Here is a 21,773-nt window from a genome sequence, read left to right as displayed (position 1 = left end):
CCCTGTTTTTTGTCTCCGGACCGTGGTGAGGTGTAGACTTCAGCCCCTGCAAACCAGGAAAAACGAGAGGATTAATGAGCTACCGTGTAATTGCCCTCGACCTCGACGGCACGCTGCTGACCCCAGCCAAAACGATTCTGCCGCAGTCAATCGAAGCGCTAAATCAGGCACGCCAGGCGGGCGTTCATGTCGCTATCGTGACCGGACGCCATCACTGCGCTATCCACCCTTTTTATCAGGCGTTACAGCTGGATACACCCGCAATCTGCTGTAATGGCACCTATTTGTATGATTACCAGGCGAAAAAGGTGCTGGCGTCCGATCCCCTCGACCCGCAACTGGCGTTGCAGGTAATTGAGATGCTGAATCAGCAGCAGATTCACGGGTTGCTCTATGTGGATGATGCGATGCTCTATCAGACCCCGACCGGCCACGTGATGCGCACCCTGAAGTGGGCCGAATCGCTGCCTGCCCACCAGCGTCCACTGTTCCGCCAGGTGCCCGACCTGGCCCAGGCGGCACGCGACGCCGGTTCGATCTGGAAGTTTGCCCTGTCGCACAACAACATTCCGGAACTGCAGCAGTTCGCCACCAGAGTGGAAGCGGAACTGGGGCTGGCCTGCGAATGGTCGTGGCACGATCAGGTTGATATCGCCAAAGGCGGCAACAGCAAAGGCAAACGACTGGCGCAGTGGGTTGAATCACTGGGGCTAAGTATGTCCGATGTGATCGCGTTCGGTGATAACTATAACGATCTCAGCATGCTGGAAACGGCCGGACTGGGCGTGGCGATGGGTAATGCCGATGAGGCGATCAAAGCGCGGGCGAAAATGGTGATCGGCACCAACCTTGAAACCGGTATTGCCGATACCCTCTATCAGTACGTGTTGTAATCAGGGCGTCACCGAGACGCTTTTGATCTGGGCATAAAGCCACTGATCCGGCCGGATGCCCAGCTCATCCCGCGCCCACGGCGTGATGCGCGCCCAGAGTTCGCTGATGCCGATGCGCAGCTTCACCTCAACCTGGTCCCCGACCTCCAGCAATTCCACCACCTGTGCCGGTAAAATGTTGCGGATCGAGCTGTGTTGCGGCGGTTGCAACGCCAGCGAGACATCGGCCGAGGCAATGCGAATACGCAGCGGGGTTTTAACCGGCTGATTCACCCGGCTGACCCAGATGTGCTGATCGCCCAGCGACAGCGCGGTCATCGGATAGTCGGGATGCTGTTCCAGCACCTGCACCCGCAGCACGCTGGTCAGTTCACTCACCGGCAGCCAGGGCCGCATCGCGCTGCTGCTCCAGACCCGCTCCAGCGGACCAAAAGCTTTGACCTTGCCCGCATCCAGCACCAGCACGTTATCAGCCAGCTGCAGGATCTCCTCCAGGCTGTGCGAAACGTAGAGCATCGGAATATCAACCTGCTTCGCCAGCTTTTGCAGATAGGGCATCAGTTCACGTTTGCGTGGCAGATCCAGTGACGCCAGCGGCTCATCCAGCAGCAGCATATCCGGTGCGGTCAGCAGCGCACGGCCAATCGCGACCCGCTGCTTTTCCCCGCCCGACAGCGACAGCGGAAAGCGCGGCAGCAGCGCCTCCAGACCCAGCAGAGAGACCAGACTGTCGAACTGCGCTTTCATCTTAGGTGCCATACCATATTGCAGGTTGCCACGGACCCGATAGTGCGGGAACAGCCGCGCATCCTGGAACACATAACCGATACGCCGTTTTTCCGGCGGCAGCGCAATCTTCTGCTCTGCATCAAACAGCAGGCGATCGTGCAGCTGGATCCGTCCCCGCTGCGGCTGGGTCAGCCCGCTGATTGCGTTGATCAGGGAGGTTTTTCCGGCGCCTGACACGCCGAAAATAGCAGTGATCCCTTTGGCCGGGATCTGCAGGTCGACCTCCAGCACGTGATCGCCCTGCTGCTGCATAACGTTGAGTGATAGCATCAGTTTCCCATCCGCTTACGGCCTGCACGTGCCAGCCATTCCGACGCCAGCAGTGACGCCAGCGCCAGTACGATAGCGATGACGCAGAGCCGTGCCGCCGCCCCTTCCGCGCCCGGTGTCTCTATCAGGGTAAACATCGCCAGCGGCAGCGTGCGCGTCTCGCCGGGAATATTAGAAACAAAGGTGATGGTGGCGCCGAACTCGCCCAGCGATCGGGCAAACGCCAGCACCGTACCGACGATCACGCCTGGCAACGTCAGCGGGAGCGTAATGGTGAAAAAGACCCGCCAGCGTCCGGCGCCCAGCGTGCGCGCCGCCTGCTCCAGCCGGCTATCCACCGCCTCCAGCGCCAGCCGGATGGCGCGCACCATCAACGGAAAGGCGATCACGGCAGAGGCCAGTGCGGCACCGCGCCAGCTAAAAGCAAAGCTGAAGCCGAACCAGTCATAAAGCTTTTCGCCTATGATGCCGCGCCGCCCAAGGCTAATCAGCAGCAGATAACCCACCACCACTGGTGGCAGCACCAGCGGCAGGTGGATCAGGCTGTCGAGCAGCGCTTTACCAGGAAAACGGCAGCGCACCAGAATCCAGGCCATCAGGATGCCAAACGGCAGACTGCCTATCACGGCTATGCCAGAGACTTTAAGGCTAAGCAGTACCGCCTGCCATTCGGGATCGCTGAGTATCATTTCGTCGGTGTGAATCCGTAATGTTTAAAGATAGCCGCGGCCTGAGGCCCTTTCAGATAATCATAAAACGCTTTAACGGCAGCGTTGTCGTGATCGTTCACGATCGCCATCGGATATTCTACGGGTTTATGGCTGGTTGCCGGAAAATGCCCGACGACCTGCACTTTATCGCTGGCGACCGCGTCAGACCCGTAGACAATGCCATAGGGCGTTTCATTACGCTCGACCAGCGCCAGCGCTGCCCGCACATTATTGGCTGGCGCTAACGAAGGCGCAACGCCTTCCCAGGCACCCAGCTTTTGCAGCGCCTCTTTGGCGTAGATGCCCGCAGGAACGTGGTCCGGATCGCCGACTGCCAGACGCTCACCGTGCAGCAAGGTTTTCCAGTCAGTCTGCGGGTCCAGCGTCACCGCTTTCGCGTCAGCACTGCGTGGCGCAATCAATACCAGATCGTTGCCCAGCAGGGTATAGCGGCTACTGGTAATCACACTTTTTTTCGCCACCGCATCATCCATCCACTGCTGATCGGCAGAGATAAAGAGATCGGCAGGAGCACCCTGCTCAATCTGGCGCGCCAGCGTTGAAGAGGAGGCAAACGAAGAGACCACCGTCACCCCCTTTTCCTGCTTGTAACGGCTGGCAATATCCTGCATCGCGTTGGTCAGTGAAGCCGCGGCAAACACAGTGATGCTGTCGGCGGCCACAGCCTGCCCGGCCAGCGAAACGGTGATCAGGGCCGCGACGCCCCAGCGATAGTGTTTAAATGACATGATTTTCTCCGGCTATTCGTTGTGTAGCGGATAATATAGCGCAATGTCAGTGAGGTTCAGTAAATTATCGGCAGGGGGAACAAAAGGTTAAATCAGGAGAGATAAAAACGACCACGCCCGCGCAGATGGCGGGCGTAGCAGCAATTAATTGTGCGAACGGGCTGAGGATTTTTCGCGATGACCAATTTTAGAGATGACGTTAAACACTTCACCCAGGCCATAAATCATGCCCAGCATCAGCGCCATCACGACAGGCACCATCAGTATGGCAACGGCGAGGCTTTTAAGTAATTCCAGCATGGAGAGTCTCACTCTGCTAACAAAAAAGAGATTGTAACGGGTCAGCAAAATTTTGCGCAGCCCTTTTCGTGCTTTTACTTTGGTCACAAAACGCCGCTATCATCGGCCTTCGCCTTAACCCTTTGCCGGAGCTGTCATGGAAGCCGAACTGTCCCTTCATATCCGTTTACAACAGAAACTGTTTGCCGATCCGCGACGTATTGAGCTGCTGAAACGCGTACAGCAGACCGGGTCGATCAGTCAGGGGGCGAAGCTGGCCGGTATCAGCTACAAAAGTGCCTGGGATGCGATTAATGAGATGAACCAGATGGCGGATGAAACGCTGGTGGAGCGGGCCACCGGTGGCAAAGGCGGCGGCGGTGCAACGCTGACCCGCTACGGTGAACGCCTGATTCAGCTGTTCCAGCTGATGGAGCAGATCCAGCAGAAAGCCTTTGATGCGCTGCAGCAGGATACGTTACCGCTCGACAGTCTGCTGGCGGCCATCGCCCGTTTCTCGCTGCAGACCAGCGCCCGTAACCAGCTGTTTGGCACCGTCGTCAGTAACGATGCGCAGCAGGTGGTCCAGCATCTGCTGATTCAACTGGCCGATGGCGTCACGCAGCTTAATGTGGCGCTGACCCAGCGCAGCGCCGATCGCCTGCAACTGGCCGCAGGTAAAGAGGTGCTGGTGCTGATCAAGGCGCCGTGGATCCGCATCAGTCGTGACGCCGCACAGGATGACAATCAGCTGGCAGCGACGGTCAGTGCCATCGAACCCGGCGAGCAGATGAGTGAAGTGCTGATGAAGCTCCCCAGCGGCGAAACCCTGTGCGCGACCCTGAGCAACGATCAACTGCAGCAACTGACGCTGCAGCCCGGCGACGCAGTGATCGCCAGTTTCAATGCCGAACACGCCATCGTCGCCACCCTGCTCTAGCGGTTGATTTGACTTCATTAAGGGCAATGGTTACAACTCAGTGACACGATGCAAAAAATGGAACAGATCATGGCTTCATTGCACATTTCGCAAGGCACGTTTCGTCTTAGCGATACCCGGATACTGAGCCTGAATCAGGTGGAACTGCAGCGCGGCGAAAGCTGGGCGTTTGTCGGAGCCAACGGCAGCGGCAAATCATCACTGGCGCGTGCACTCTCTGGTGAACTTCCGCCGCTGGCCGGTTCAGTCAGCAGCGATTTCAGACGGCCGGTCCGGCTGTCGCTGGAGCAGCTACAAACCCTGGTGGCGCAGGAGTGGCAGCGCAACAACACCGATATGCTCAGCGAAGGTGAAGAGGATACCGGGCTGACCGTGGCAGAGGTGATTCAGGCGGAGGTGCAGCAGCCCGAGCGCTGCGAGCAGCTGGCACAGCAGTTCGGCATCAAAGCGCTGCTTTCACGCCGCTTCAAATATCTCTCTACCGGCGAAACCCGCAAAACCCTGCTCTGTCAGGCATTGATGAACCAGCCAGATTTGCTGATTCTGGATGAGCCGTTTGACGGGCTGGATGTGGCGTCGCGCGCCAGCCTGACCGACACGCTGCGCGGCCTGCAGCAACCGACATTTACCCTGGTGCTGGTGCTCAATCGCTTTGACGATATTCCCGATTTCATTCAGCAGGTTGGCGTGCTGGCGGAGTGCACCCTCACCCACAGCGGGCCACGCCAGGCTATTTTAACGGAAGCGCTGGTGGCGCAGCTGGCACACAGTGAACAGCTGATGGGAATGGCGTTACCTGAGGCGGATGCGCCGGATCAGCTGCCATCGCTGGCGGATGATGCGCCGCGCGTTATCCTGCGCAACGGCACCGTCTCGTATAACGATAAGCCAGTAATTCAGGGGCTGAACTGGCAGGTCAACGCCGGCGAGCACTGGCAGATTACCGGCCCGAACGGCGCCGGAAAATCGACCCTGCTCAGCCTGGTGACCGGCGATCATCCTCAGGGCTACAGCAATGATTTAACCCTGTTTGGCCGCCGTCGCGGCAGTGGTGAAACCATCTGGGATATCAAGCAGCATATTGGCTATGTCAGCAGCAGCCTGCATCTCGATTACCGCGTCAGCACCAATGTGCGCACGGTGATCCTGTCGGGCTTCTTCGACTCTATTGGTCTCTATCAGGCGGCTTCTGACCGGCAAAAAGCGCTGGCACAGCAGTGGCTGGCACTGCTGGGGATGGATAACGGACAGGCCGATGCGCCGTTCCACTCGCTTTCATGGGGACAGCAGCGGCTGGTGCTGATTGCCCGCGCGCTGGTTAAGCATCCGACGCTACTGATACTGGATGAGCCACTACAGGGGCTCGACCCGATTAACCGCCAGCTGGTGCGGCGCTTTGTCGATGTGCTGATTGGCGAGGGACGGACTCAGCTGCTGTTTGTTTCGCATCACGCGGAAGATGCGCCCGCCTGCATCACACATCGCCTGAGCTTTATCGCCCATGACGGCGGCTATCACTATCAGCAGGAAACCCTGCACTAAGGCTCTTGTAACGCGTCACCCCACGCCGCTGCTGCGGCGTTTTAAAGCACCCTTGTGTAAGCGCTACCATTCCACATCACCTTTCACGCCATATATCCGCACACAATGCCACGAAATAAGAATATTCAGCTTGTGTAAACGATACCATTTATCCAGACTTGATCACGCTTTCGGGCGCGCTGATGTGCTACTTTTTACCGATGCCTCTTTGGCTTTTGACGCTTACCAGGATCTAACATGGAAAAATTCAACCCGGTCGATCACCCGCATCGCCGTTACAATCCACTGATTGATCAATGGATTTTAGTTTCACCTCATCGGGCCAAACGTCCGTGGCAAGGCGCGCAGGAAACCCCGGCGGTCAATACGTTACCGGCGCACGATCCGGACTGCTTCCTGTGTGCCGGAAACACCCGCATCACCGGCGACAAAAACCCGGACTATGCGGGCACCTACGTCTTTACCAATGACTTTGCTGCGCTGATGACCGACACGCCAGACGCGCCCGAGAGCGACGATATCCTGATGCGTTGTGAAAGCGCACGCGGCACCAGTCGGGTCATCTGCTTCTCGCCCGATCACAGCAAAACCCTGCCGGAGATGTCGCTGAACGCACTGGAAGAGGTGGTGCGTACCTGGCAGGCAGAGACCGCCGATCTGGGTCAGCACTATCCCTGGGTGCAGGTGTTTGAGAACAAAGGCGCGGCGATGGGCTGCTCCAACCCCCATCCCCATGGTCAGATCTGGGCCAACAGCTTCCTGCCGAATGAAGCGCAACGTGAAGATGATCATCAGCGCGACTATTTCGCTAAACATGGCTCGCCGATGCTGGTCGATTATCTGGCTCGCGAACAGCAGGATGGCAGCCGCACCGTGGTGGAAACCGATCACTGGCTGGCGGTTGTGCCGTGGTGGGCCGCCTGGCCGTTTGAAACCCTGCTGCTGCCGAAAGCGCACGTCAAACGAATTACCGACCTCAATGAGGCGCAGCGTACCGACCTGGCGCTGGCGCTTAAGCTGCTGACCAGCCGCTACGACAACCTGTTCCAGTGCTCATTCCCCTACTCCATGGGCTGGCATGGCGCGCCGTTTAACGGCGAAGCCAACGATCACTGGCAGTTGCATGCTCACTTCTATCCGCCGCTGCTGCGCTCAGCAACGGTGCGTAAATTTATGGTTGGCTATGAAATGCTGGCCGAAACCCAACGCGATTTAACGGCGGAACAGGCGGCGGAACGTCTGCGTTCTGTCAGCGACGTTCACTTCCGTGAGGCACAACAATGAGCTTAAAAACCATCACGCAGCAGCTTTTCTCTGACACCTTCGGTTACGCCGCTACGCATACCATTCAGGCACCGGGCCGCGTTAACCTGATTGGCGAGCATACCGACTATAACGACGGCTTCGTGCTGCCATGCGCCATCGATTACCAGACGGTGATTGCCTGTGCCCGCCGTGACGATCGTCAGATTCGGGTGGTCGCTGCGGATTATGAGAATGCGCAGGACACATTCTCTCTCGATGAAGAGATCGTCAGCCTGCAGGAACCGATGTGGGCCAACTATGTGCGCGGCGTGGTGAAACATCTGCAGCAGCGTCATGCCGATTTCGGCGGTATCGATATGGTGATCAGCGGCAACGTGCCTCAGGGCGCGGGCCTCAGCTCATCTGCGTCGCTGGAAGTGGCGGTCGGCACCGTGGTGCAGCAGCTCTATAATCTGCCGCTGGATGGCGCCGCCATTGCCGTGAATGGTCAGGAAGCGGAAAACCAGTTCGTCGGCTGTAACTGCGGCATCATGGACCAGCTGATCTCAGCGCTGGGCCGGAAAGATCACGCCATGCTGCTCGACTGCCGCACGCTGGGCACGCGTCCGGTGTCGATGCCGGAAGATATCGCGGTGGTGATCATCAACTCCAACTTCCGTCGTACCCTGGTTGGCAGCGAATACAACACACGTCGTGAGCAGTGTGAAGCGGGCGCGCGTTTCTTTAATAAGAAGGCACTGCGTGACGTTGAACTGGCCGAGTTTGAAGCGGCACAGGCGCAGCTCGATCCGCAGGTGGCAAAACGCGTGCGTCACGTCCTGACCGAGAACGCCCGCACCCTGGAAGCGGCTGATGCGCTGACGCAGGGCGACCTGACCCGTATGGGCCAGCTGATGGCCGAATCTCACGCCTCGATGCGTGACGACTTCGAGATCACCGTGCCACCGATCGATACCCTGGTTGAGATCGTGAAAGCGCAGATCGGTGAGCGCGGCGGCGTGCGTATGACCGGCGGCGGCTTTGGTGGCTGTATCGTCGCGCTGATGCCACTGGATCTGGTCGATCAGGTCAAAGCCGCCGTAGCAGAGCAGTATGAAGCAGCAACCGGCATCAAAGAGACCTTCTACGTCTGCAAAGCCTCTGAAGGAGCCGGCCAATGCTGAACGACGTCAACTCCCATGCGCCCGACGGTCAGCCGTGGCGCATAACGGTGCTGCGCAATGCCAACGGCATGCTGGCCACCTTTATGGACTGGGGCGCAACCTGGCTCTCCGCCCGCGTGCCGATGCAGGATGGCACGGTGCGTGAAGCGCTGCTCGGCTGCGCCACGCCCTCTGACTATCTCCATCAGGATGCCTATCTGGGCGCGACGGTCGGCCGCTACGCTAACCGCATCGCCGGGGCAAAACTGAATAAACTGAACCGCCAGCTGGTGCCGAACCAGGGCGCACATCAGCTGCATGGCGGACCGGAAGGCTTTGATAAGCGCCGCTGGCAGATTGTCAGCCAGTCTGACAGCGAGGTGCACTACCGCATTGATTCGCCTGATGGCGATCAGGGCTATCCCGGCAATCTGATTGCCGATCTGCGCTATCAGCTGGATGACCAGAACTGCCTGAGCATTAGCTATGAAGCGCGCTGCGATCAGCCCTGCCCGGTCAATCTGACTAACCACGCCTACTTTAACCTTGATGCGCATCATGGCGACGCCCGCCAGCATCGCTTACAACTGCACGCCGACCATTATCTGCCGGTCGACAGCGAAGGCATCCCGAATGCGCCGCTGAAAGAGGTTGTCGGAACCAGTTTTGATTTCCGCGAGGCCAAAGTCGTGGCACAGGAGTTTCTGGCAGACGACGACCAGCGAGCGGTGAAGGGCTATGACCATGCGTTTCTGCTCAACAGCGCAGGCGACGACACTCAGCCTGCGGCAGAACTCTGGTCGGAAGATGGCAGACTGCAGCTCAGCGTGACCACTTCGGCACCGGCGTTGCAGTTCTACTCCGGCAACTACCTGGCGGGCACCCGTGCCCGCGAGCAGGCGAGCTATACTGCATTTCAGGGTATTGCGCTGGAGAGCGAATTTTTACCGGATTCGCCTAATCATGATGAATGGCCTCAGCCTGATTGCTGGCTGCAGCCGGGAGATCGCTGGGAATCCGTGACGCGTTATCGCTTCACGCCACGCTGAGCCTCCGGCTGAAAAACGCGCAGTGCGTCACACACAGGCTTACGCGCTGCCCGCTTTTCCGTTATGGTATGGCGCAATCAGCTCGCGTGTCAGGCGGGCAGCAGCAGGTTTCCAATCTCACAGAAACATCACAGTATTAAGGAGTTAAGCTATGGCTGTAACTAAGCTGGTTCTGGTGCGACACGGCGAAAGCCAGTGGAACAACGAAAACCGCTTTACCGGTTGGTATGATGTTGACCTTTCTGAGAAAGGTCGTGGCGAAGCCAAATCAGCAGGTCAGCTGCTGAAAAAAGAGGGCTTTGTTTTCGATTTCGCTTACACCTCAGTACTGAAGCGTGCCATTCACACGCTGTGGAATGTGCTGGATGAGCTGGATCAGGCCTGGCTGCCGGTTGAGAAAACCTGGCGTCTGAACGAGCGTCACTACGGTGCGCTGCAGGGTCTGGATAAAGCGGAAACCGCTGCCAAATATGGTGATGAGCAGGTTAAGCAGTGGCGTCGCGGCTTTGCCGTTACTCCGCCAGAGCTGGATCGTTCAGATGAGCGCTTCCCGGGCCATGATCCGCGTTACGCGAAACTGACCCCAGAGCAGCTGCCAACCACCGAAAGCCTGGCGCTGACCATCGACCGCGTTATCCCTTACTGGAACGACACCATTCTGCCGCGCATCAAAAGCGGTGAGAAAGTGATCATTGCCGCACACGGCAACTCACTGCGTGCGTTGGTGAAATATCTGGATAACCTGAGCGAAGATGAAATCCTCGAACTGAACATCCCTACCGGCGTACCGCTGGTCTATGAGTTCGATGAAAACTTCAAACCGCTGAAACGCTACTACCTGGGCGACCAGGACGAGATTGCCGCGAAAGCTGCAGCCGTTGCGAATCAGGGTAAAGCGAAGTAATTTCTCGCTGAAATGCAAAAAGGCCAGACGAAAGTCTGGCCTTTTTTATTGGGCTGCGCGCATGAACGCTGCGCACTGTGTTCGTTGTCAGAATAAAGAGATCAATGAGCCTGGCAACAACTGATTGGCTCAAATCGCAGGGAATACGGTCAGAGGCACCATCCTCAACGCGAACCGGGTCAGACCTTGTCAGTTATCCCACTCAGCCGCGGCGCTGTTTAACCGCTGCCGCCAGCTGACGCAGCACCTTGTCGGTATCTTCCCAGCCGATACAGGCGTCGGTGACGCTTTTGCCATAGACCAGCGGCTCGCCGCTCTCCAGACTCTGGTTGCCTTCCACCAGATGACTCTCGATCATCACACCGACAATCGCCTGCTCACCATTAATCAGCTGCTGTGAGACATCGTCTGCCACAACCATCTGACGCTGGAACTGCTTGCTGCTGTTGGCGTGGCTGAAATCGATCATCACCTGCTGTGGCAGACCCGCTTTTGCCAGGCCCTCTTTGACCTCTGCAACATGCTGCGCACTGTAGTTCGGCTCTTTGCCGCCGCGCAGAATGATATGGCAGTCACCATTGCCGCTGGTTTCCACAATGGCGGAGTGACCATACTTCGTCACAGACAGGAAACAGTGCGGCGATCCCGCCGCGTTAATGGCATCGATCGCCACCTTAATGGTGCCATCGGTGCCGTTTTTGAAGCCGACCGGACAGGAGAGACCGGACGCCAGCTCACGGTGAACCTGGGATTCCGTGGTGCGCGCGCCAATCGCGCCCCAGCTCATCAGGTCAGCCACATATTGCGGGGTAATCATATCCAGAAACTCGCCCGCCGCCGGTAAGCCGCTGTCGTTAATATCCAGCAGCAGTTTACGCGCCAGACGCAGACCGTCATTGAGCTGGTAGCTGTTATCCATGTAGGGATCGTTGATCAGCCCTTTCCAGCCCACCGTGGTGCGCGGCTTTTCAAAATAGACCCGCATCACCACTTCCAGCTCGCCTTTCAGCTCATCACGCAGCGCCAGCAGGCGGTCGGCATACTCTTTTGCCGCTTGAGTGTCATGAATTGAGCAGGGGCCGATCACCACCAGCAGGCGATCGTCCTTGCCCTGCAGGATCTGATGAATCGCCTGACGGGCCTGTGAAACGGTCTGTGCAGCACGATCGGTCGCCGGGAATTTTTCGAGCAGCGCAACCGGAGGTAACAGCTCTTTAATCTCTTTGATGCGTAAGTCATCGTTCTGGTAATTCATACTGATTCCATATTATTTCTGGCCCGGCGCCCGCCGGACACAACCTGCCCAATGTAGCCCGAAGCGCCTGGGGTGTAAATTCCCGCTGCGGGTTAAATGTGCGGGTGATATTTGCATTAATCAGGTTAGCGACTAGACTTTTTAATGGTAAGCACTGAGGAACGTCCCGCTTACCAAATTAAATCACCCTGTTTAAGCCAACCGGCGAATTATATTTCGTCAGGGATTTTCTTACCCGAAATTGCACCTCTGGGCTTAAAGCATCTTCATTTATTAACGGGAGCATAATGATGAAAAAGTTTGCCTTACTCTTTTTGACAGCAGCAATGACACTGAGCAGCGGTGCGGTACTGGCTGCAGACAGCAGCAGCAATAACGGTACATCGAATCAGGCAGCCAGTGCAGGTGCAGCAGCGGGCGGAGCGAAAGAGAATCTGCCGCCAAATAATGTCGATAACAGCAAAATTAATAACACTGGCAACGATACCAATCCTGCAACGTCTGGCAGCACCACCAGCCATGGTAATATGTCTGCTAACGAAATGGACCAGAACGCCCAGTGTAAAGATGGTAAATGTCCGAACATCAATAAAAAAGTTCAGACTAAAGTGGGCGGCGGTGACGTAGATACCAAAACCGACGGCACCACCCAGTAATTCTGTTTAGCCAGGAGAGCTGACGCTCTCCTGGTTTTTCTCCCCTCTGTCCCACTCTTCCGCTATGCTAATCCTGTGAATTTTACAGGAAATCCTTCATGGCCGTTTTGCTTCTGATTGACGATCATCCGCTGGTTGAAGTGGCACTTGAAGCCGCTCTGAGCCAGTCGCCCATTCCGGTTCAGCTCCTCTCTGCCAGCAGTGAAAAAGCCGCCCGTCCCCTGCTTCAGCAGCCACTGGACATCATCGTGCTGGATATTGGCCTGCCGGACAGCGATGGACTGGAGTTTTTGCGTCGCCTGAAGATCCATCGGCCCGACTGTCCGGTATTGATCTACTCTGCTCAACAGACCCGCCACTATGTGCGTCGTGCCCAGGCGCTGGGTGCCGCCGGTTATGTGGTGAAGAGCCAGCGCATGGCGCAACTGCTTAGCGCTATCCTGGCGGTGCTGGGCGGTCAGACGGCGTTTCCGGTGATGGATGATGATCCGGAACTCCCGCTGACCCAGAAAGAGCGTCAGATTCTGGCGCTGCTGGCCAGCGGACTGTCCAATCTGCAAATCGCTGCCCAGTTGCACATCAGTAACAAAACGGTCAGCACCCATAAAAAGAACATTCTGGAAAAAACCGGCGCCCGTTCGGTGGTGGAACTGGCTGACCTGTGGAAGGCGCAGCAGTGAGAACTCTCCTGCTGATGCTGCTGTTGCTGTGCGGCTCCGTTCTGGCTGAGGTGCGTCCGGTGAGCAGCATCAATCTGCCGATGATGCTGCCGGTGACACACGCGGAAACCATGCAGGGCAAAATTCTGCGTGTTGGCCTGCTGGAAGAGAACCACGCCCCCTGGGCGATGCGCATCGGCAACGACCTGTATGGCATCAATGCTGACTATCTTTCCGCCCTGCGCCAGCTGACTGGCGCGCAGTTCAGCCTCAACCTCTACAGCGATCAGCCGCATCTGATGCAGGCGCTGAACAGCGGCCAGATCGATTTTGCGCTTGGCATGTGGATTTCTCCCCTGCCAGCCGGCGCGCTGAGCAGCGATAACTGGTACAGCAGCCCGCTTCGGGTCTACCGCAATCAGCAAAACCAGCGTGCCGTGATGTTTAACAGCCAGAATGCCCAACTGGCGATCAGCGAAAGCACGCTGGCACAACTGCCGCCTGCGCTGGCGGCCCGCCACAGCTGGCGACGCTACAGCAGTGACCTGCAGGCGCTCTATACCTTGCTGAATCAGCAGAATGATTATGTGGTGGCGGATGAAACCAGCGCCGGTTTTCTGCTGAGCCAGCTGCAACAGGGCCAGATTTATCAGATCGCCTCACACATCGAGGCCGGACAGCTCAACCTGCGCGCGGTCTCCCGCGATCCGGAGCTTATCAGCTGGATTAATCAGAGCCTGCGTCAGTTGCCAGCAGAACTGATGAACACGCTGCAGGCGCGCTGGAGCAGTACCCTGCCGCGCTATCAGGATACGCAGACCCTGATGCTCAGCCCCACTGAACGCGCCTGGATTGCCGATCATCCGCGTATTACTTACACCGCCGAACCGGACAACTATCCCTGGAGTTATCGCGATGCCAGCGGGACCGCCAGAGGCTATGGCGTGGATTTGCTGAAAGCGATAGCTCAGAGCACCGGCCTGCAGTTTGAACCGGTGTGGGTCAGCAATCCGCGTCAGGCGAACACGCTGATCGGTCAGCAGCAGGCGATGCTGCAGCTGATGCAGCCGCTGAACGGCGATGCGATGCAGAGCACCTCGCTGCCGGTGTGGCGCGCACTGTGGGGCATCTACAGCCTGCAGCCCGATACGCTGGCGCACTGGCGCGACCTGCGCGGCAAGCGGGTCGGCGTGTTGCAGGATGACCTGGCGCTGCGTCTGCTGCCTGCGGATCTGCAGCCGCAGCAGTTTGCCGATCGTAATAGCCTCTATGACGCGCTGGCAAAGGGGCAGATCGATGCGCTGGTGGATAACGTGCTCTCCGCCCGCTGGCGTATCGCCAGCCGCGATGATGCGCGCATCCATCTCGCCTTTGCCGCCAGCGACATCGCCTGGCCGATCGCGCTGGGTGTGACGCCTGACCAGCCGGTGCTGCGCACCCTGCTGGATCGCGCGCTGCAGCAGATCCCGGCTGACACACAGAGTCAGATGCGCGACAGCTGGTCAACCCCGCCACAGCCCGGCAGCGTGATGGTGATGCGTTCGCTGCCGATGATGGTGCTGGCGGTGGCAGGTGCGGCCATTGCGCTGCTGCTGTTGCTGCTGGCGCGCCGCTACTGGCAACAGCGCCGGGAGCGTCAGCAGCGTGAACAGGCTGAGCACGCCAATGCGATGAAGAGCCAGTTCCTGGCGACCGTCAGCCATGAGCTGCGCACGCCGATGCAGGCGATCCTCGGCCTGCTGGAGCTGGAGAAGCAGCAGCACAGCAGCCAGAACCTGACGCTGCTGCACAGCAGTGCGCAATCGCTGCTGACGTTGCTGAATGATCTGCAGGATCATGCGCGCATCGAGAGCAACAGTTTTACCCTGGCGCCCCGTCCGCTGGCGCTGGCGCAGTGGCTCAATCAGCAGCAGCACTTTTATCATCCGTTAATGCGCGAAGACGGCCCGCATCTGATCGTCGAGGCGCTGACGCCGCTGCCTGATGCCGTGATGATCGATGCCGATCGCCTGCAGCAGGTGGTCAACAACCTGATGACCAATGCGCTGAAATTTACCCGCCACGGCGCGATTCGCCTGACGCTGGCCGCACAGCAACAACAGTTGATTCTGACGGTGAGCGACAGCGGCAGCGGCATTCCGCCAGAGGAGCAGCAGAAGCTGTTTGATCCCTGGTATCAGGCACCGTCCGGTAAATCGGTTTCGGTGCAGGGCAGCGGCCTGGGGCTGTTTATCTGCCGGGAAATGGTGCTGCGGATGGGCGGCGACATCCGGCTCGCCTCTGAACCCGGTCACGGCACCCAGGTCACCGTGACGCTGCCACTGGCGGTCTGCGCACCAGCAAACCACGTGGATGAAACCGCCCTGCCCGACCTTCCACAACTGCGGGTGGCGATTGTCGATGATCATCCGACCAATCTGCTGGTGATGCAGCAGCAGCTGTCGCGTTTTGCGATTCAGGCTGACATCTTTGAGCAGGGACGCGCGCTGCTGCAGGCCGATGCGCAGCAGCCTTATGACCTGCTGTTTATCGACCAGATGATGCCGCGGCCTGACGGCACGCTGCTGCTGCGGATATTGCGGCGGCGTGACCGTCAGCGGAAGCGTCAGGCGATGCGGGTGCTCTGCTCCGCTGATGCCCAGCTGCTGTCACGACCGCTGGAGGCGCGGGAGCGGGTAATGATAAAACCGGTGCAGTTAGCCGATCTCAGCGCGCTGCTGGCAGAGTGGCAGGAAGATCCGCTGGCGGCGCTGGATGACAATTTGTGGCAACTGGCACAGCAGAATGAAAAATTCCTCCGCCGTCTGAGCCAGACGCTGCACAGCACGGTGACGCAGGATCTGGCCGTGATGCGCGAAGCACGCGAGCGCGAGGCGTGGATACCGTTCGCCGAAGCGGCACACCGGATGAAAGGAAGCTGGTTACTGGTGGGGCTGGAGCATGGCGCACAGCTCAGCCAGCAACTGGCGGAGCAGGCAAAACAGCATCAGGACACGTCTGAGACGTGGCAATTACTGATATTATTAGCAAACAGGTTACTGAAAAAACTGGAATCTTATGGCACATACCCACACTCATAGCGGGCAGGATAGTAATCGCACGCGTCTGGCGGCCGCCTTCGGGGTGACCGTTGTCTTTATGGTGGCTGAAGTGATTGGCGGCTGGCTCTCGGGTTCACTGGCGTTGCTGGCGGACGCCGGGCATATGCTGACCGATGCCGCCGCGCTGCTGATGGCGCTGCTGGCGGTGCAGTTCTCGCGCCGTAAACCCAATGCACGCCACACCTTTGGCCTGCTGCGTCTGACCACGCTGGCCGCATTTGTTAACGCCATTGCGCTGCTGGGCATTACCGCACTGATCGTCTGGGAGGCGGTGCGCCGCTTTGCCGACCCGCAACCGGTGACCGGCGGCCTGATGCTGGGGATTGCTATTGGCGGTCTGCTGGCCAATATTCTGTCGTTCTGGCTGCTGCATCACGGCAGCGAAGAGAAGAATCTCAACGTGCGGGCCGCGGCGCTGCATGTGATGGGCGACCTGCTTGGCTCGGTGGGTGCGATTGTCGCGGCGGTGATTATTATGCTGACCGGCTGGACCCCAATCGATCCGATTCTGTCGTTGCTGGTGTCACTGCTGGTGCTGCGCAGCGCCTGGGCGCTGCTGCGTGAGAGTCTGCAGGAGTTACTGGAAGGGGCGCCGCGTTCGCTGGATGTGAACCGGCTGATACGGGATCTCACCCTGAACATCGCAGAGGTGCGCAATGTTCACCATGTGCATCTGTGGCAGGTAGGCGAAAAGCCGCTGCTGACGCTGCATGCGCAGGTGATCCCGCCTTACGATCACGATGCGCTGCTGCATCGTATCCACGACTATCTGCGCCAGCACTATCAGATTGCGCATGCGACCGTGCAGATGGAGTATCAGCCCTGTGCCGGTGCCGAGTGTGAACTCGGCTTAAGCGGCGCTGCCGCCACCGGCCATGACCACAGTCATTCTCACGACCATGATCATGGCCACGCTCACGCTAAAGGCGAAGCGCACACTCACTGAGCCGACAGCGCGCGGGAACCCTGTTGCCGCGCGCTGCGGATCCACATGCGCGAGCCGTTCAGCGCAATCAGCGTCAGAATCACATACTCCAGCGACATCGCATAGACGCCCTGACGGGCAAAAATCATCACGCTAATCACGTTGATGATGACCCACAGCAGCCAGTTCTCAACATATTTGCGCGTCATCAGCACCATCGCCGCAATCGACAACACCATCATGCAGGAGTCCCAGAACGGGAACGCATCCGGCTGCAGCACGGGCATCGCCACCGACAGGCCAAGGCCGTTCATCAGCGTGACGGCCGCACGGGTTAACAGCGCAAACACCGGATCGATATAGAGGGTCATCAGCGCAATCGCAATCACACAGCCCGCCGTCCAGGCCAGCGCCTTAGGCAGCGGCAGCCAGCGGATTTTCAGCGCCGCCTGATGATCGGAGGTTTGCCGACTCCAGGCGTACCAGCCGTAGATATTGGCGGCAAAAAAGAAGAGCTGCAGCAGCAGGCTGGCGTAGAGCTGGATCTGAAAGAAAATCACCGCAAACAGCGTGACGTTAATCAGGCCAAAGGGATAGTTGATGATTTTTTCCAGGCTGGCAAACCAGATGCAGAGTAAGCCCGCCAGCGTGCCGATAGCCTCAATCCATGAGAGATCGTAGCCTCCGGCACCCAGAGGAATGTGAACCAGAATATTATGTGTGCTGAAGAAGTCCATGCTGAGCACCTGTCCGGAAAACGCTTACGCGTTTCCCTTCACGTTGAGTTTAAGTTCCGCTGCAAAGGATAGCATGCGATTAAGCGGCAGTAACGCCGCCTCACGCAGCGTCTCATCCACCTGAATCTCATGTTCCACCCCACCCGACTCCAGCGCCTCTGCGATGGCTTTAAGGCCGTTCATCGCCATCCAGGGACAGTGAGCACAGCTGCGGCAGGTGGCACCTTCACCGGCGGTCGGCGCTTCAAGCAGCTCTTTATCCGGCACCGCCTGCTGCATTTTGTAGAAGATGCCGCGATCGGTCGCCACAATCATCTGCGGATGTGGCAGGGATTTGGCGGCCTGAATCAGCTGGCTGGTCGAGCCGACCGCATCGGCCAGATCGACAATCGCCTGCGGTGACTCAGGATGCACCAGCACTGCCGCGTCGGGATAGAGCGCTTTCATACGCTGCAGCGCCTGGGTTTTGAACTCGTCGTGCACAATGCACGCGCCCTGCCAGCAGAGCACGTCCGCGCCCGATTTTTGGGTAACGTAGCGGCCAAGATGGCGATCCGGCGCCCAGATAATTTTTTCGCCCAGACTGTCGAGGTGCTCAATCAACTCGACCGCAATGCTTGAGGTCACCACCCAGTCGGCCCGCGCTTTTACCGCCGCCGAGGTATTGGCGTAGACCACCACAGTGCGATCGGGATGGGCGTCGCAAAAGGCATTAAACTCTTCAATCGGGCAGCCGAGATCCAGTGAGCACTCCGCCTGCAGCGTCGGCATCAGTACGGTTTTCTCCGGGCTGAGGATTTTGGCGGTTTCCCCCATAAAGCGCACGCCCGCCACCAGCAGTGTCGTCGCCGAATGGTTGCTGCCAAAGCGTGCCATCTCCAGCGAGTCCGAAACGCAGCCGCCTGTCTCTTCTGCCAGCGCCTGAATTTCCGGATCGGTGTAGTAGTGCGCCACCATCACTGCGTTTCGCGCCTTCAGCAGCGCTTTAATTTTCTCACGGTAGAACGCCTTCTCGTCGTCACTCAGACGAGCGGGTTTGGGCGGAAAGGGATAAACGGCGCTTTCTGGATCGAACATCACACTCATGACACAGCTCTCGTTTTGTCTAGTTAACGAAAATCGCCTGTTCCGGCGACTTATGGCGTTGAATCCGCCATCGTGTTTTATATGCTAAACACGATAGCGGAAAAGCCTGCCTGTGTCGTGCGATATTTATTCTGTCTGCATCACAGCGCCGACCCTGCCGGGCTGCGTTTCATCTGCCAGTACCAGCGGTTTTTGCGGCGCTTCCAGTGCCAGCAGAAAGGCTTTGATATCCAGTCCGCCCGCAAAGCCGGTCAGCTTGCCGTTGGCTCCAATCACGCGGTGGCACGGTGCGACAATCGAGAGCGGATTACGCCCATTGGCCGCCCCGACGGCACGCACCGCCAGCGGATGGCCGATCTCCCGCGCAATCTGGCTGTAGCTGCGCGTCTCACCAAACGGGATAGCCACCAGCGCCTGCCAGACTTTTTTCTGAAACTCAGTGCCGACAAAATCGAGCGGCAGCTCAAAGCAGCGACGAGCACCGGTGAAGTACTCGCTGAGCTGACGCTCAGTTTCGATCAGAATGGGATGATCGTCATCGCGCGTTTGCGGCAAAAACCGGGTGCGTTTGGGATCGTCGTTTTCCCACAAAATACCCGCCAGGCCGCTATCGCTGGCGACCAGTTTCAGTTCACCCACCGGGGTGACTATCGGTTTGAAGTAGTACATGGTGATTCTCCCGTCACGGTTCTGTCGCCTATTATCGCACTTTTCATCAGCCTGACTGGCTGTTTTCGGTCATGGCGATAAACTGTTGTGCTGTCCGAAAACAGCCAGTCTGCCGGGATTCACCGGTGTAGGCTGCGCTTATTTACCGGAGAACTGCCATGCTCGATCCCGACATTGCCTATCAGGCGCTGACCTCTCGTGATACCCGCTTTGACGGCGTTTTCTTTGTTGGCGTGACCTCAACCGGTATCTATTGTCGTCCGGTCTGCCCGGTCAAAGCGCCGATGCAGAAGAACTGCCTTTTCTTCAGCAGCGCCGAAGCGGCGGAGAAAGCCCGCTTTCGCCCCTGCCTGCGCTGTCGGCCTGAACTGGCACCCGGTAATGCGCCGGTTGATCAGCCGCACCGTGTGGCAGAGCGGCTGGTTCAGCGTATCGAGGAAGGCATGCTGGAGGAACGTGAAGGACTGGAGGCGATTGCCGCTGAATTCGGTATCAGCCTGCGTCAACTGCGCCGTATCGTGCAGCAGGAGCTGGGTGTCTCGCCGCTGGAGCTGAAGCAGACGCGGCGCATGCTGCTGGCTAAACAACTGCTGACCGAAACCCGACTGCCGATTATTGACGTTGCCTATGCCAGCGGCTTTGGCAGCCTGCGGCGCTTTAATGATGTCTTCCAGGCGCGTTACCGCATGACGCCAGGCGCGCTGCGCAGGGACGATACGGGCACTCAATGCGCGCAGCCCGGCGACCGCGTGACGCTGCGGCTGGCCTATCGCCCTCCCTATGACTGGGCGGCGATGCTCTGGTTTTTGCAGACACATCTGATGAAAGAGGTCGAGGCGGTGGAAGATGGCAGCTGGCGACGCACCGTGGTGCTGGGCCGCTGCCGGGGCTGGGTTTCTGTTTCGCATCTGCCGCAAAAGAATGCGTTGCAGGTGACGCTCTCCACCTCGCTGACGCCGGTTCTGCCTCTGCTGCTGCGCCGTCTGCGCGATCTGTTCGATCTCGACGCACAGCCGCAGCGTATCGCCGCCTGTCTGGCGCAGGACCCACTGCTGGCACCCAGCCTGATCTCGCATCCGGGTCTGCGTGTGCCTGGCGCATTCGACGCCTTTGAGCTGGGCGTGCGCGCCATTATCGGCCAGCAGGTGACGGTCAAAGCGGCCACCACGGTCAGCAGCCGTTTTGCCGCCGCCTTTGGCGAACCCTGTGAGACGCCGTTCGCCGATCTGACCCGCTACACCGCCCACCCTGAACGCATCGCCGGACTGACGGTAGACGATGTCGCGCCGATGGGGATTGTCAGTGCCGCCCGCTCCCGCGCCATCATCGCCTTTGCAAATGCCTGCACCAGCGGAGATCTGCGTCTTAGTGCCGCTCAGGCGCCAGACGAGGTCATCAAAAAACTGGTCAGCCTGCCGGGTATTGGTCCCTGGACCGCGCACTACATCGCGATGCGCGCCCTACGCTGGCCGGATGCCTTTCCCAAAGAGGATATTGCCATCCGGAATAACCTGGGCGGCATGTCATCGAAAGAAGCGGAGGCGCGATCGCAGTCGTGGCGTCCCTGGCGCAGCTATGCGGTGATGCATATCTGGGAGAGCCTGGCAGTGGCAAAGGCAAAGAAAAAGCCGTGACGGCGAGAGTGGGGGCAAATCTGCCAGCAATACAGAAGCTCAACGCGCAGGGAACAGGGTCAGAAGAGGAAAGCGTCCCGCGCCTGGGACAAAAACGCCGGGAGCGTTTTTGAACAACGCAGAGCGTTGGCCCGGCTACGGGCGCACCTCAGGGATGAGGTGCGTAATCGCGCGGGTCGAGCAGGTCAGGGATTGGCTTTGGCGTCTTTCCGATCTGACCCTGTTCTCTGCGCAGGCTCGATCTCTCAGCGGAACGGGCCAGAGTTTGCCAACAACTTCAAAAACCAGTGACGTTTTGCTTTGAAAAAGTTTTCAGATACCGCAGAAACAAAAAAAGCGCCCTGAGGGCGCTTTTTTCTTAATTGGTGGGTCGTGCAGGATTGCCTCGGCCCATCCGGGGCCTCGCCCTTCGGGTGATGCTGTCGCATCAGCCTGAATCGCCTGGCGATTCAGTCGAACCTGCTGCAGGTTCTCACCCTGCACGGGGAACGCCGTGCCGCATAAACAAAAAAAGCGCC

General features: G+C 58.6%; 20 protein-coding genes and 1 other RNA gene. 12 read left to right on the top strand and 9 right to left on the bottom strand.

Annotation, left to right across the window (positions count from 1 at the left end; all coding sequences use genetic code 11):
• The first annotated feature begins 74 nt into the window (after positions 1-74).
• Positions 75-893, top strand: coding sequence for a pyridoxal phosphatase (locus AFL22_RS03685; RefSeq protein WP_010669666.1), 819 nt, complete (start codon positions 75-77; stop codon positions 891-893).
• On the opposite strand, the gene modC is transcribed toward AFL22_RS03685, so the two are convergent.
• The 4 genes from modC to AFL22_RS23095 all read right to left on the bottom strand — a co-directional run bounded on the left by modC (position 894) and on the right by AFL22_RS23095 (position 3,711).
• Complete coding sequence (gene modC, locus AFL22_RS03680; RefSeq protein ID WP_010260194.1) at positions 894-1,952, bottom strand: molybdenum ABC transporter ATP-binding protein ModC; 1,059 nt, start codon at positions 1,950-1,952, stop codon at positions 894-896.
• On the bottom strand, positions 1,952-2,641 hold the full coding sequence (gene modB, locus AFL22_RS03675; protein ID WP_010260189.1) for a molybdate ABC transporter permease subunit: 690 nt from the start codon (positions 2,639-2,641) through the stop codon (positions 1,952-1,954). Before modB ends, modC begins: the two co-directional genes overlap by 1 nt.
• On the bottom strand, positions 2,638-3,411 hold the full coding sequence (modA, locus tag AFL22_RS03670; RefSeq protein WP_033771171.1) for a molybdate ABC transporter substrate-binding protein: 774 nt from the start codon (positions 3,409-3,411) through the stop codon (positions 2,638-2,640). Before modA ends, modB begins: the two co-directional genes overlap by 4 nt.
• Positions 3,412-3,555: 144 nt before the next feature.
• On the bottom strand, positions 3,556-3,711 hold the full coding sequence (locus AFL22_RS23095) for an AcrZ family multidrug efflux pump-associated protein (RefSeq protein WP_010260183.1): 156 nt from the start codon (positions 3,709-3,711) through the stop codon (positions 3,556-3,558).
• 136 nt (positions 3,712-3,847) lie between these two features.
• Here AFL22_RS23095 and modE point away from each other — a divergent pair, with 136 nt between their 5' ends.
• From modE to gpmA, 6 genes are all read left to right on the top strand, one after another.
• On the top strand, positions 3,848-4,630 hold the full coding sequence (gene modE / locus AFL22_RS03665) for a molybdenum-dependent transcriptional regulator (RefSeq protein WP_052270815.1): 783 nt from the start codon (positions 3,848-3,850) through the stop codon (positions 4,628-4,630).
• Between the two features lie 69 nt (positions 4,631-4,699).
• Entirely contained in the window at positions 4,700-6,172 is a 1,473-nt protein-coding gene (gene modF, locus AFL22_RS03660) for a molybdate ABC transporter ATP-binding protein ModF (protein ID WP_052270814.1), read from the top strand.
• A gap of 237 nt (positions 6,173-6,409) precedes the next feature.
• Positions 6,410-7,456 (top strand): galactose-1-phosphate uridylyltransferase, encoded by a 1,047-nt coding sequence (gene galT / locus AFL22_RS03655; RefSeq protein ID WP_010669661.1) that lies wholly within the window; start codon positions 6,410-6,412, stop codon positions 7,454-7,456.
• Positions 7,453-8,601 carry a galactokinase gene (gene galK / locus AFL22_RS03650; RefSeq protein ID WP_010669660.1) on the top strand — a complete coding sequence of 383 codons (1,149 nt, stop codon included), beginning with the start codon at positions 7,453-7,455 and terminating at the stop codon, positions 8,599-8,601. Before galT ends, galK begins: the two co-directional genes overlap by 4 nt.
• Positions 8,595-9,629 carry a galactose-1-epimerase gene (gene galM / locus AFL22_RS03645; protein WP_010260170.1) on the top strand — a complete coding sequence of 345 codons (1,035 nt, stop codon included), beginning with the start codon at positions 8,595-8,597 and terminating at the stop codon, positions 9,627-9,629. The genes galK and galM overlap by 7 nt, the downstream gene beginning before the upstream one ends.
• A gap of 151 nt (positions 9,630-9,780) precedes the next feature.
• The gene (gpmA, locus tag AFL22_RS03640) at positions 9,781-10,533 is read left to right on the top strand and encodes a 2,3-diphosphoglycerate-dependent phosphoglycerate mutase (protein WP_003851893.1); all 753 of its coding nucleotides are present in this window, start codon (positions 9,781-9,783) and stop codon (positions 10,531-10,533) included.
• 202 nt (positions 10,534-10,735) lie between these two features.
• Here gpmA and aroG read toward each other — a convergent pair whose 3' ends face one another.
• Positions 10,736-11,788 (bottom strand): 3-deoxy-7-phosphoheptulonate synthase AroG, encoded by a 1,053-nt coding sequence (aroG, locus tag AFL22_RS03635; protein WP_052270813.1) that lies wholly within the window; start codon positions 11,786-11,788, stop codon positions 10,736-10,738.
• Between the two features lie 287 nt (positions 11,789-12,075).
• On the opposite strand from aroG, the gene AFL22_RS03630 reads away from it, so the two are divergent.
• From AFL22_RS03630 to zitB, 4 genes are all read left to right on the top strand, one after another.
• On the top strand, positions 12,076-12,444 hold the full coding sequence (locus tag AFL22_RS03630) for a YbgS-like family protein (protein ID WP_022626030.1): 369 nt from the start codon (positions 12,076-12,078) through the stop codon (positions 12,442-12,444).
• A 98-nt stretch (positions 12,445-12,542) separates the two neighbouring features.
• Complete coding sequence (locus AFL22_RS03625; protein WP_052270812.1) at positions 12,543-13,124, top strand: response regulator transcription factor; 582 nt, start codon at positions 12,543-12,545, stop codon at positions 13,122-13,124.
• 14 nt (positions 13,125-13,138) lie between these two features.
• Complete coding sequence (locus tag AFL22_RS03620; RefSeq protein ID WP_197276780.1) at positions 13,139-16,183, top strand: transporter substrate-binding domain-containing protein; 3,045 nt, start codon at positions 13,139-13,141, stop codon at positions 16,181-16,183.
• Positions 16,161-17,150 (top strand): CDF family zinc transporter ZitB, encoded by a 990-nt coding sequence (zitB, locus tag AFL22_RS03615; RefSeq protein ID WP_052270810.1) that lies wholly within the window; start codon positions 16,161-16,163, stop codon positions 17,148-17,150. Before AFL22_RS03620 ends, zitB begins: the two co-directional genes overlap by 23 nt.
• On the opposite strand, the gene pnuC is transcribed toward zitB, so the two are convergent.
• The 3 genes from pnuC to AFL22_RS03600 form a co-directional block, all read right to left on the bottom strand.
• Positions 17,144-17,866, bottom strand: a complete 723-nt coding sequence (gene pnuC, locus AFL22_RS03610) for a nicotinamide riboside transporter PnuC (protein ID WP_052270809.1) — start codon at positions 17,864-17,866, stop codon at positions 17,144-17,146. The two genes, zitB and pnuC, sit on opposite strands and share 7 nt — an antisense overlap.
• A 24-nt stretch (positions 17,867-17,890) precedes the next feature.
• Positions 17,891-18,952 (bottom strand): quinolinate synthase NadA, encoded by a 1,062-nt coding sequence (gene nadA / locus AFL22_RS03605; protein WP_022626034.1) that lies wholly within the window; start codon positions 18,950-18,952, stop codon positions 17,891-17,893.
• Positions 18,953-19,078: 126 nt separating this feature from the next.
• Positions 19,079-19,621: a methylated-DNA--[protein]-cysteine S-methyltransferase gene (locus AFL22_RS03600; RefSeq protein WP_010260149.1), complete on the bottom strand. Its 543-nt coding sequence runs from the start codon at positions 19,619-19,621 to the stop codon at positions 19,079-19,081.
• Between the two features lie 158 nt (positions 19,622-19,779).
• On the opposite strand from AFL22_RS03600, the gene AFL22_RS03595 reads away from it, so the two are divergent.
• Complete coding sequence (locus tag AFL22_RS03595; protein ID WP_052270808.1) at positions 19,780-21,255, top strand: AlkA N-terminal domain-containing protein; 1,476 nt, start codon at positions 19,780-19,782, stop codon at positions 21,253-21,255.
• A gap of 363 nt (positions 21,256-21,618) precedes the next feature.
• On the opposite strand, the gene AFL22_RS23090 is transcribed toward AFL22_RS03595, so the two are convergent.
• Positions 21,619-21,752, bottom strand: a non-coding RNA gene (locus AFL22_RS23090) — RtT sRNA.
• Between the last annotated feature and the right edge of the window lie 21 nt (positions 21,753-21,773).

Source organism: Pantoea sp. CFSAN033090 (genome assembly GCF_001264395.1).
GTDB classification, from domain to species: Bacteria; Pseudomonadota; Gammaproteobacteria; order Enterobacterales; family Enterobacteriaceae; genus Pantoea; species Pantoea agglomerans.
The sequence above is the reverse complement of the archived record's forward strand: the minus strand, read 5'-3'. Positions and strand labels throughout refer to the sequence as shown.

What these genes read in the sequence shown, in the direction of transcription:
- modF (WP_052270814.1), top strand. Translation starts at nt 4,700, where the DNA reads ATGGCTTCATTGCACATTTCGCAAGGCACGTTTCGTCTTAGCGATACC.
- galM (WP_010260170.1), top strand. Translation starts at nt 8,595, where the DNA reads ATGCTGAACGACGTCAACTCCCATGCGCCCGACGGTCAGCCGTGGCGC.
- modA (WP_033771171.1), bottom strand. Translation starts at nt 3,411, where the DNA reads ATGTCATTTAAACACTATCGCTGGGGCGTCGCGGCCCTGATCACCGTT.
- aroG (WP_052270813.1), bottom strand. Translation starts at nt 11,788, where the DNA reads ATGAATTACCAGAACGATGACTTACGCATCAAAGAGATTAAAGAGCTG.
- AFL22_RS03625 (WP_052270812.1), top strand. Translation starts at nt 12,543, where the DNA reads ATGGCCGTTTTGCTTCTGATTGACGATCATCCGCTGGTTGAAGTGGCA.
- pnuC (WP_052270809.1), bottom strand. Translation starts at nt 17,866, where the DNA reads ATGGACTTCTTCAGCACACATAATATTCTGGTTCACATTCCTCTGGGT.
- galT (WP_010669661.1), top strand. Translation starts at nt 6,410, where the DNA reads ATGGAAAAATTCAACCCGGTCGATCACCCGCATCGCCGTTACAATCCA.
- galK (WP_010669660.1), top strand. Translation starts at nt 7,453, where the DNA reads ATGAGCTTAAAAACCATCACGCAGCAGCTTTTCTCTGACACCTTCGGT.
- zitB (WP_052270810.1), top strand. Translation starts at nt 16,161, where the DNA reads ATGGCACATACCCACACTCATAGCGGGCAGGATAGTAATCGCACGCGT.
- gpmA (WP_003851893.1), top strand. Translation starts at nt 9,781, where the DNA reads ATGGCTGTAACTAAGCTGGTTCTGGTGCGACACGGCGAAAGCCAGTGG.
- AFL22_RS03620 (WP_197276780.1), top strand. Translation starts at nt 13,139, where the DNA reads ATGCTGCTGTTGCTGTGCGGCTCCGTTCTGGCTGAGGTGCGTCCGGTG.
- AFL22_RS23095 (WP_010260183.1), bottom strand. Translation starts at nt 3,711, where the DNA reads ATGCTGGAATTACTTAAAAGCCTCGCCGTTGCCATACTGATGGTGCCT.
- modC (WP_010260194.1), bottom strand. Translation starts at nt 1,952, where the DNA reads ATGCTATCACTCAACGTTATGCAGCAGCAGGGCGATCACGTGCTGGAG.
- nadA (WP_022626034.1), bottom strand. Translation starts at nt 18,952, where the DNA reads ATGAGTGTGATGTTCGATCCAGAAAGCGCCGTTTATCCCTTTCCGCCC.
- AFL22_RS03595 (WP_052270808.1), top strand. Translation starts at nt 19,780, where the DNA reads ATGCTCGATCCCGACATTGCCTATCAGGCGCTGACCTCTCGTGATACC.
- modB (WP_010260189.1), bottom strand. Translation starts at nt 2,641, where the DNA reads ATGATACTCAGCGATCCCGAATGGCAGGCGGTACTGCTTAGCCTTAAA.
- AFL22_RS03600 (WP_010260149.1), bottom strand. Translation starts at nt 19,621, where the DNA reads ATGTACTACTTCAAACCGATAGTCACCCCGGTGGGTGAACTGAAACTG.
- modE (WP_052270815.1), top strand. Translation starts at nt 3,848, where the DNA reads ATGGAAGCCGAACTGTCCCTTCATATCCGTTTACAACAGAAACTGTTT.
- AFL22_RS03685 (WP_010669666.1), top strand. Translation starts at nt 75, where the DNA reads ATGAGCTACCGTGTAATTGCCCTCGACCTCGACGGCACGCTGCTGACC.
- AFL22_RS03630 (WP_022626030.1), top strand. Translation starts at nt 12,076, where the DNA reads ATGATGAAAAAGTTTGCCTTACTCTTTTTGACAGCAGCAATGACACTG.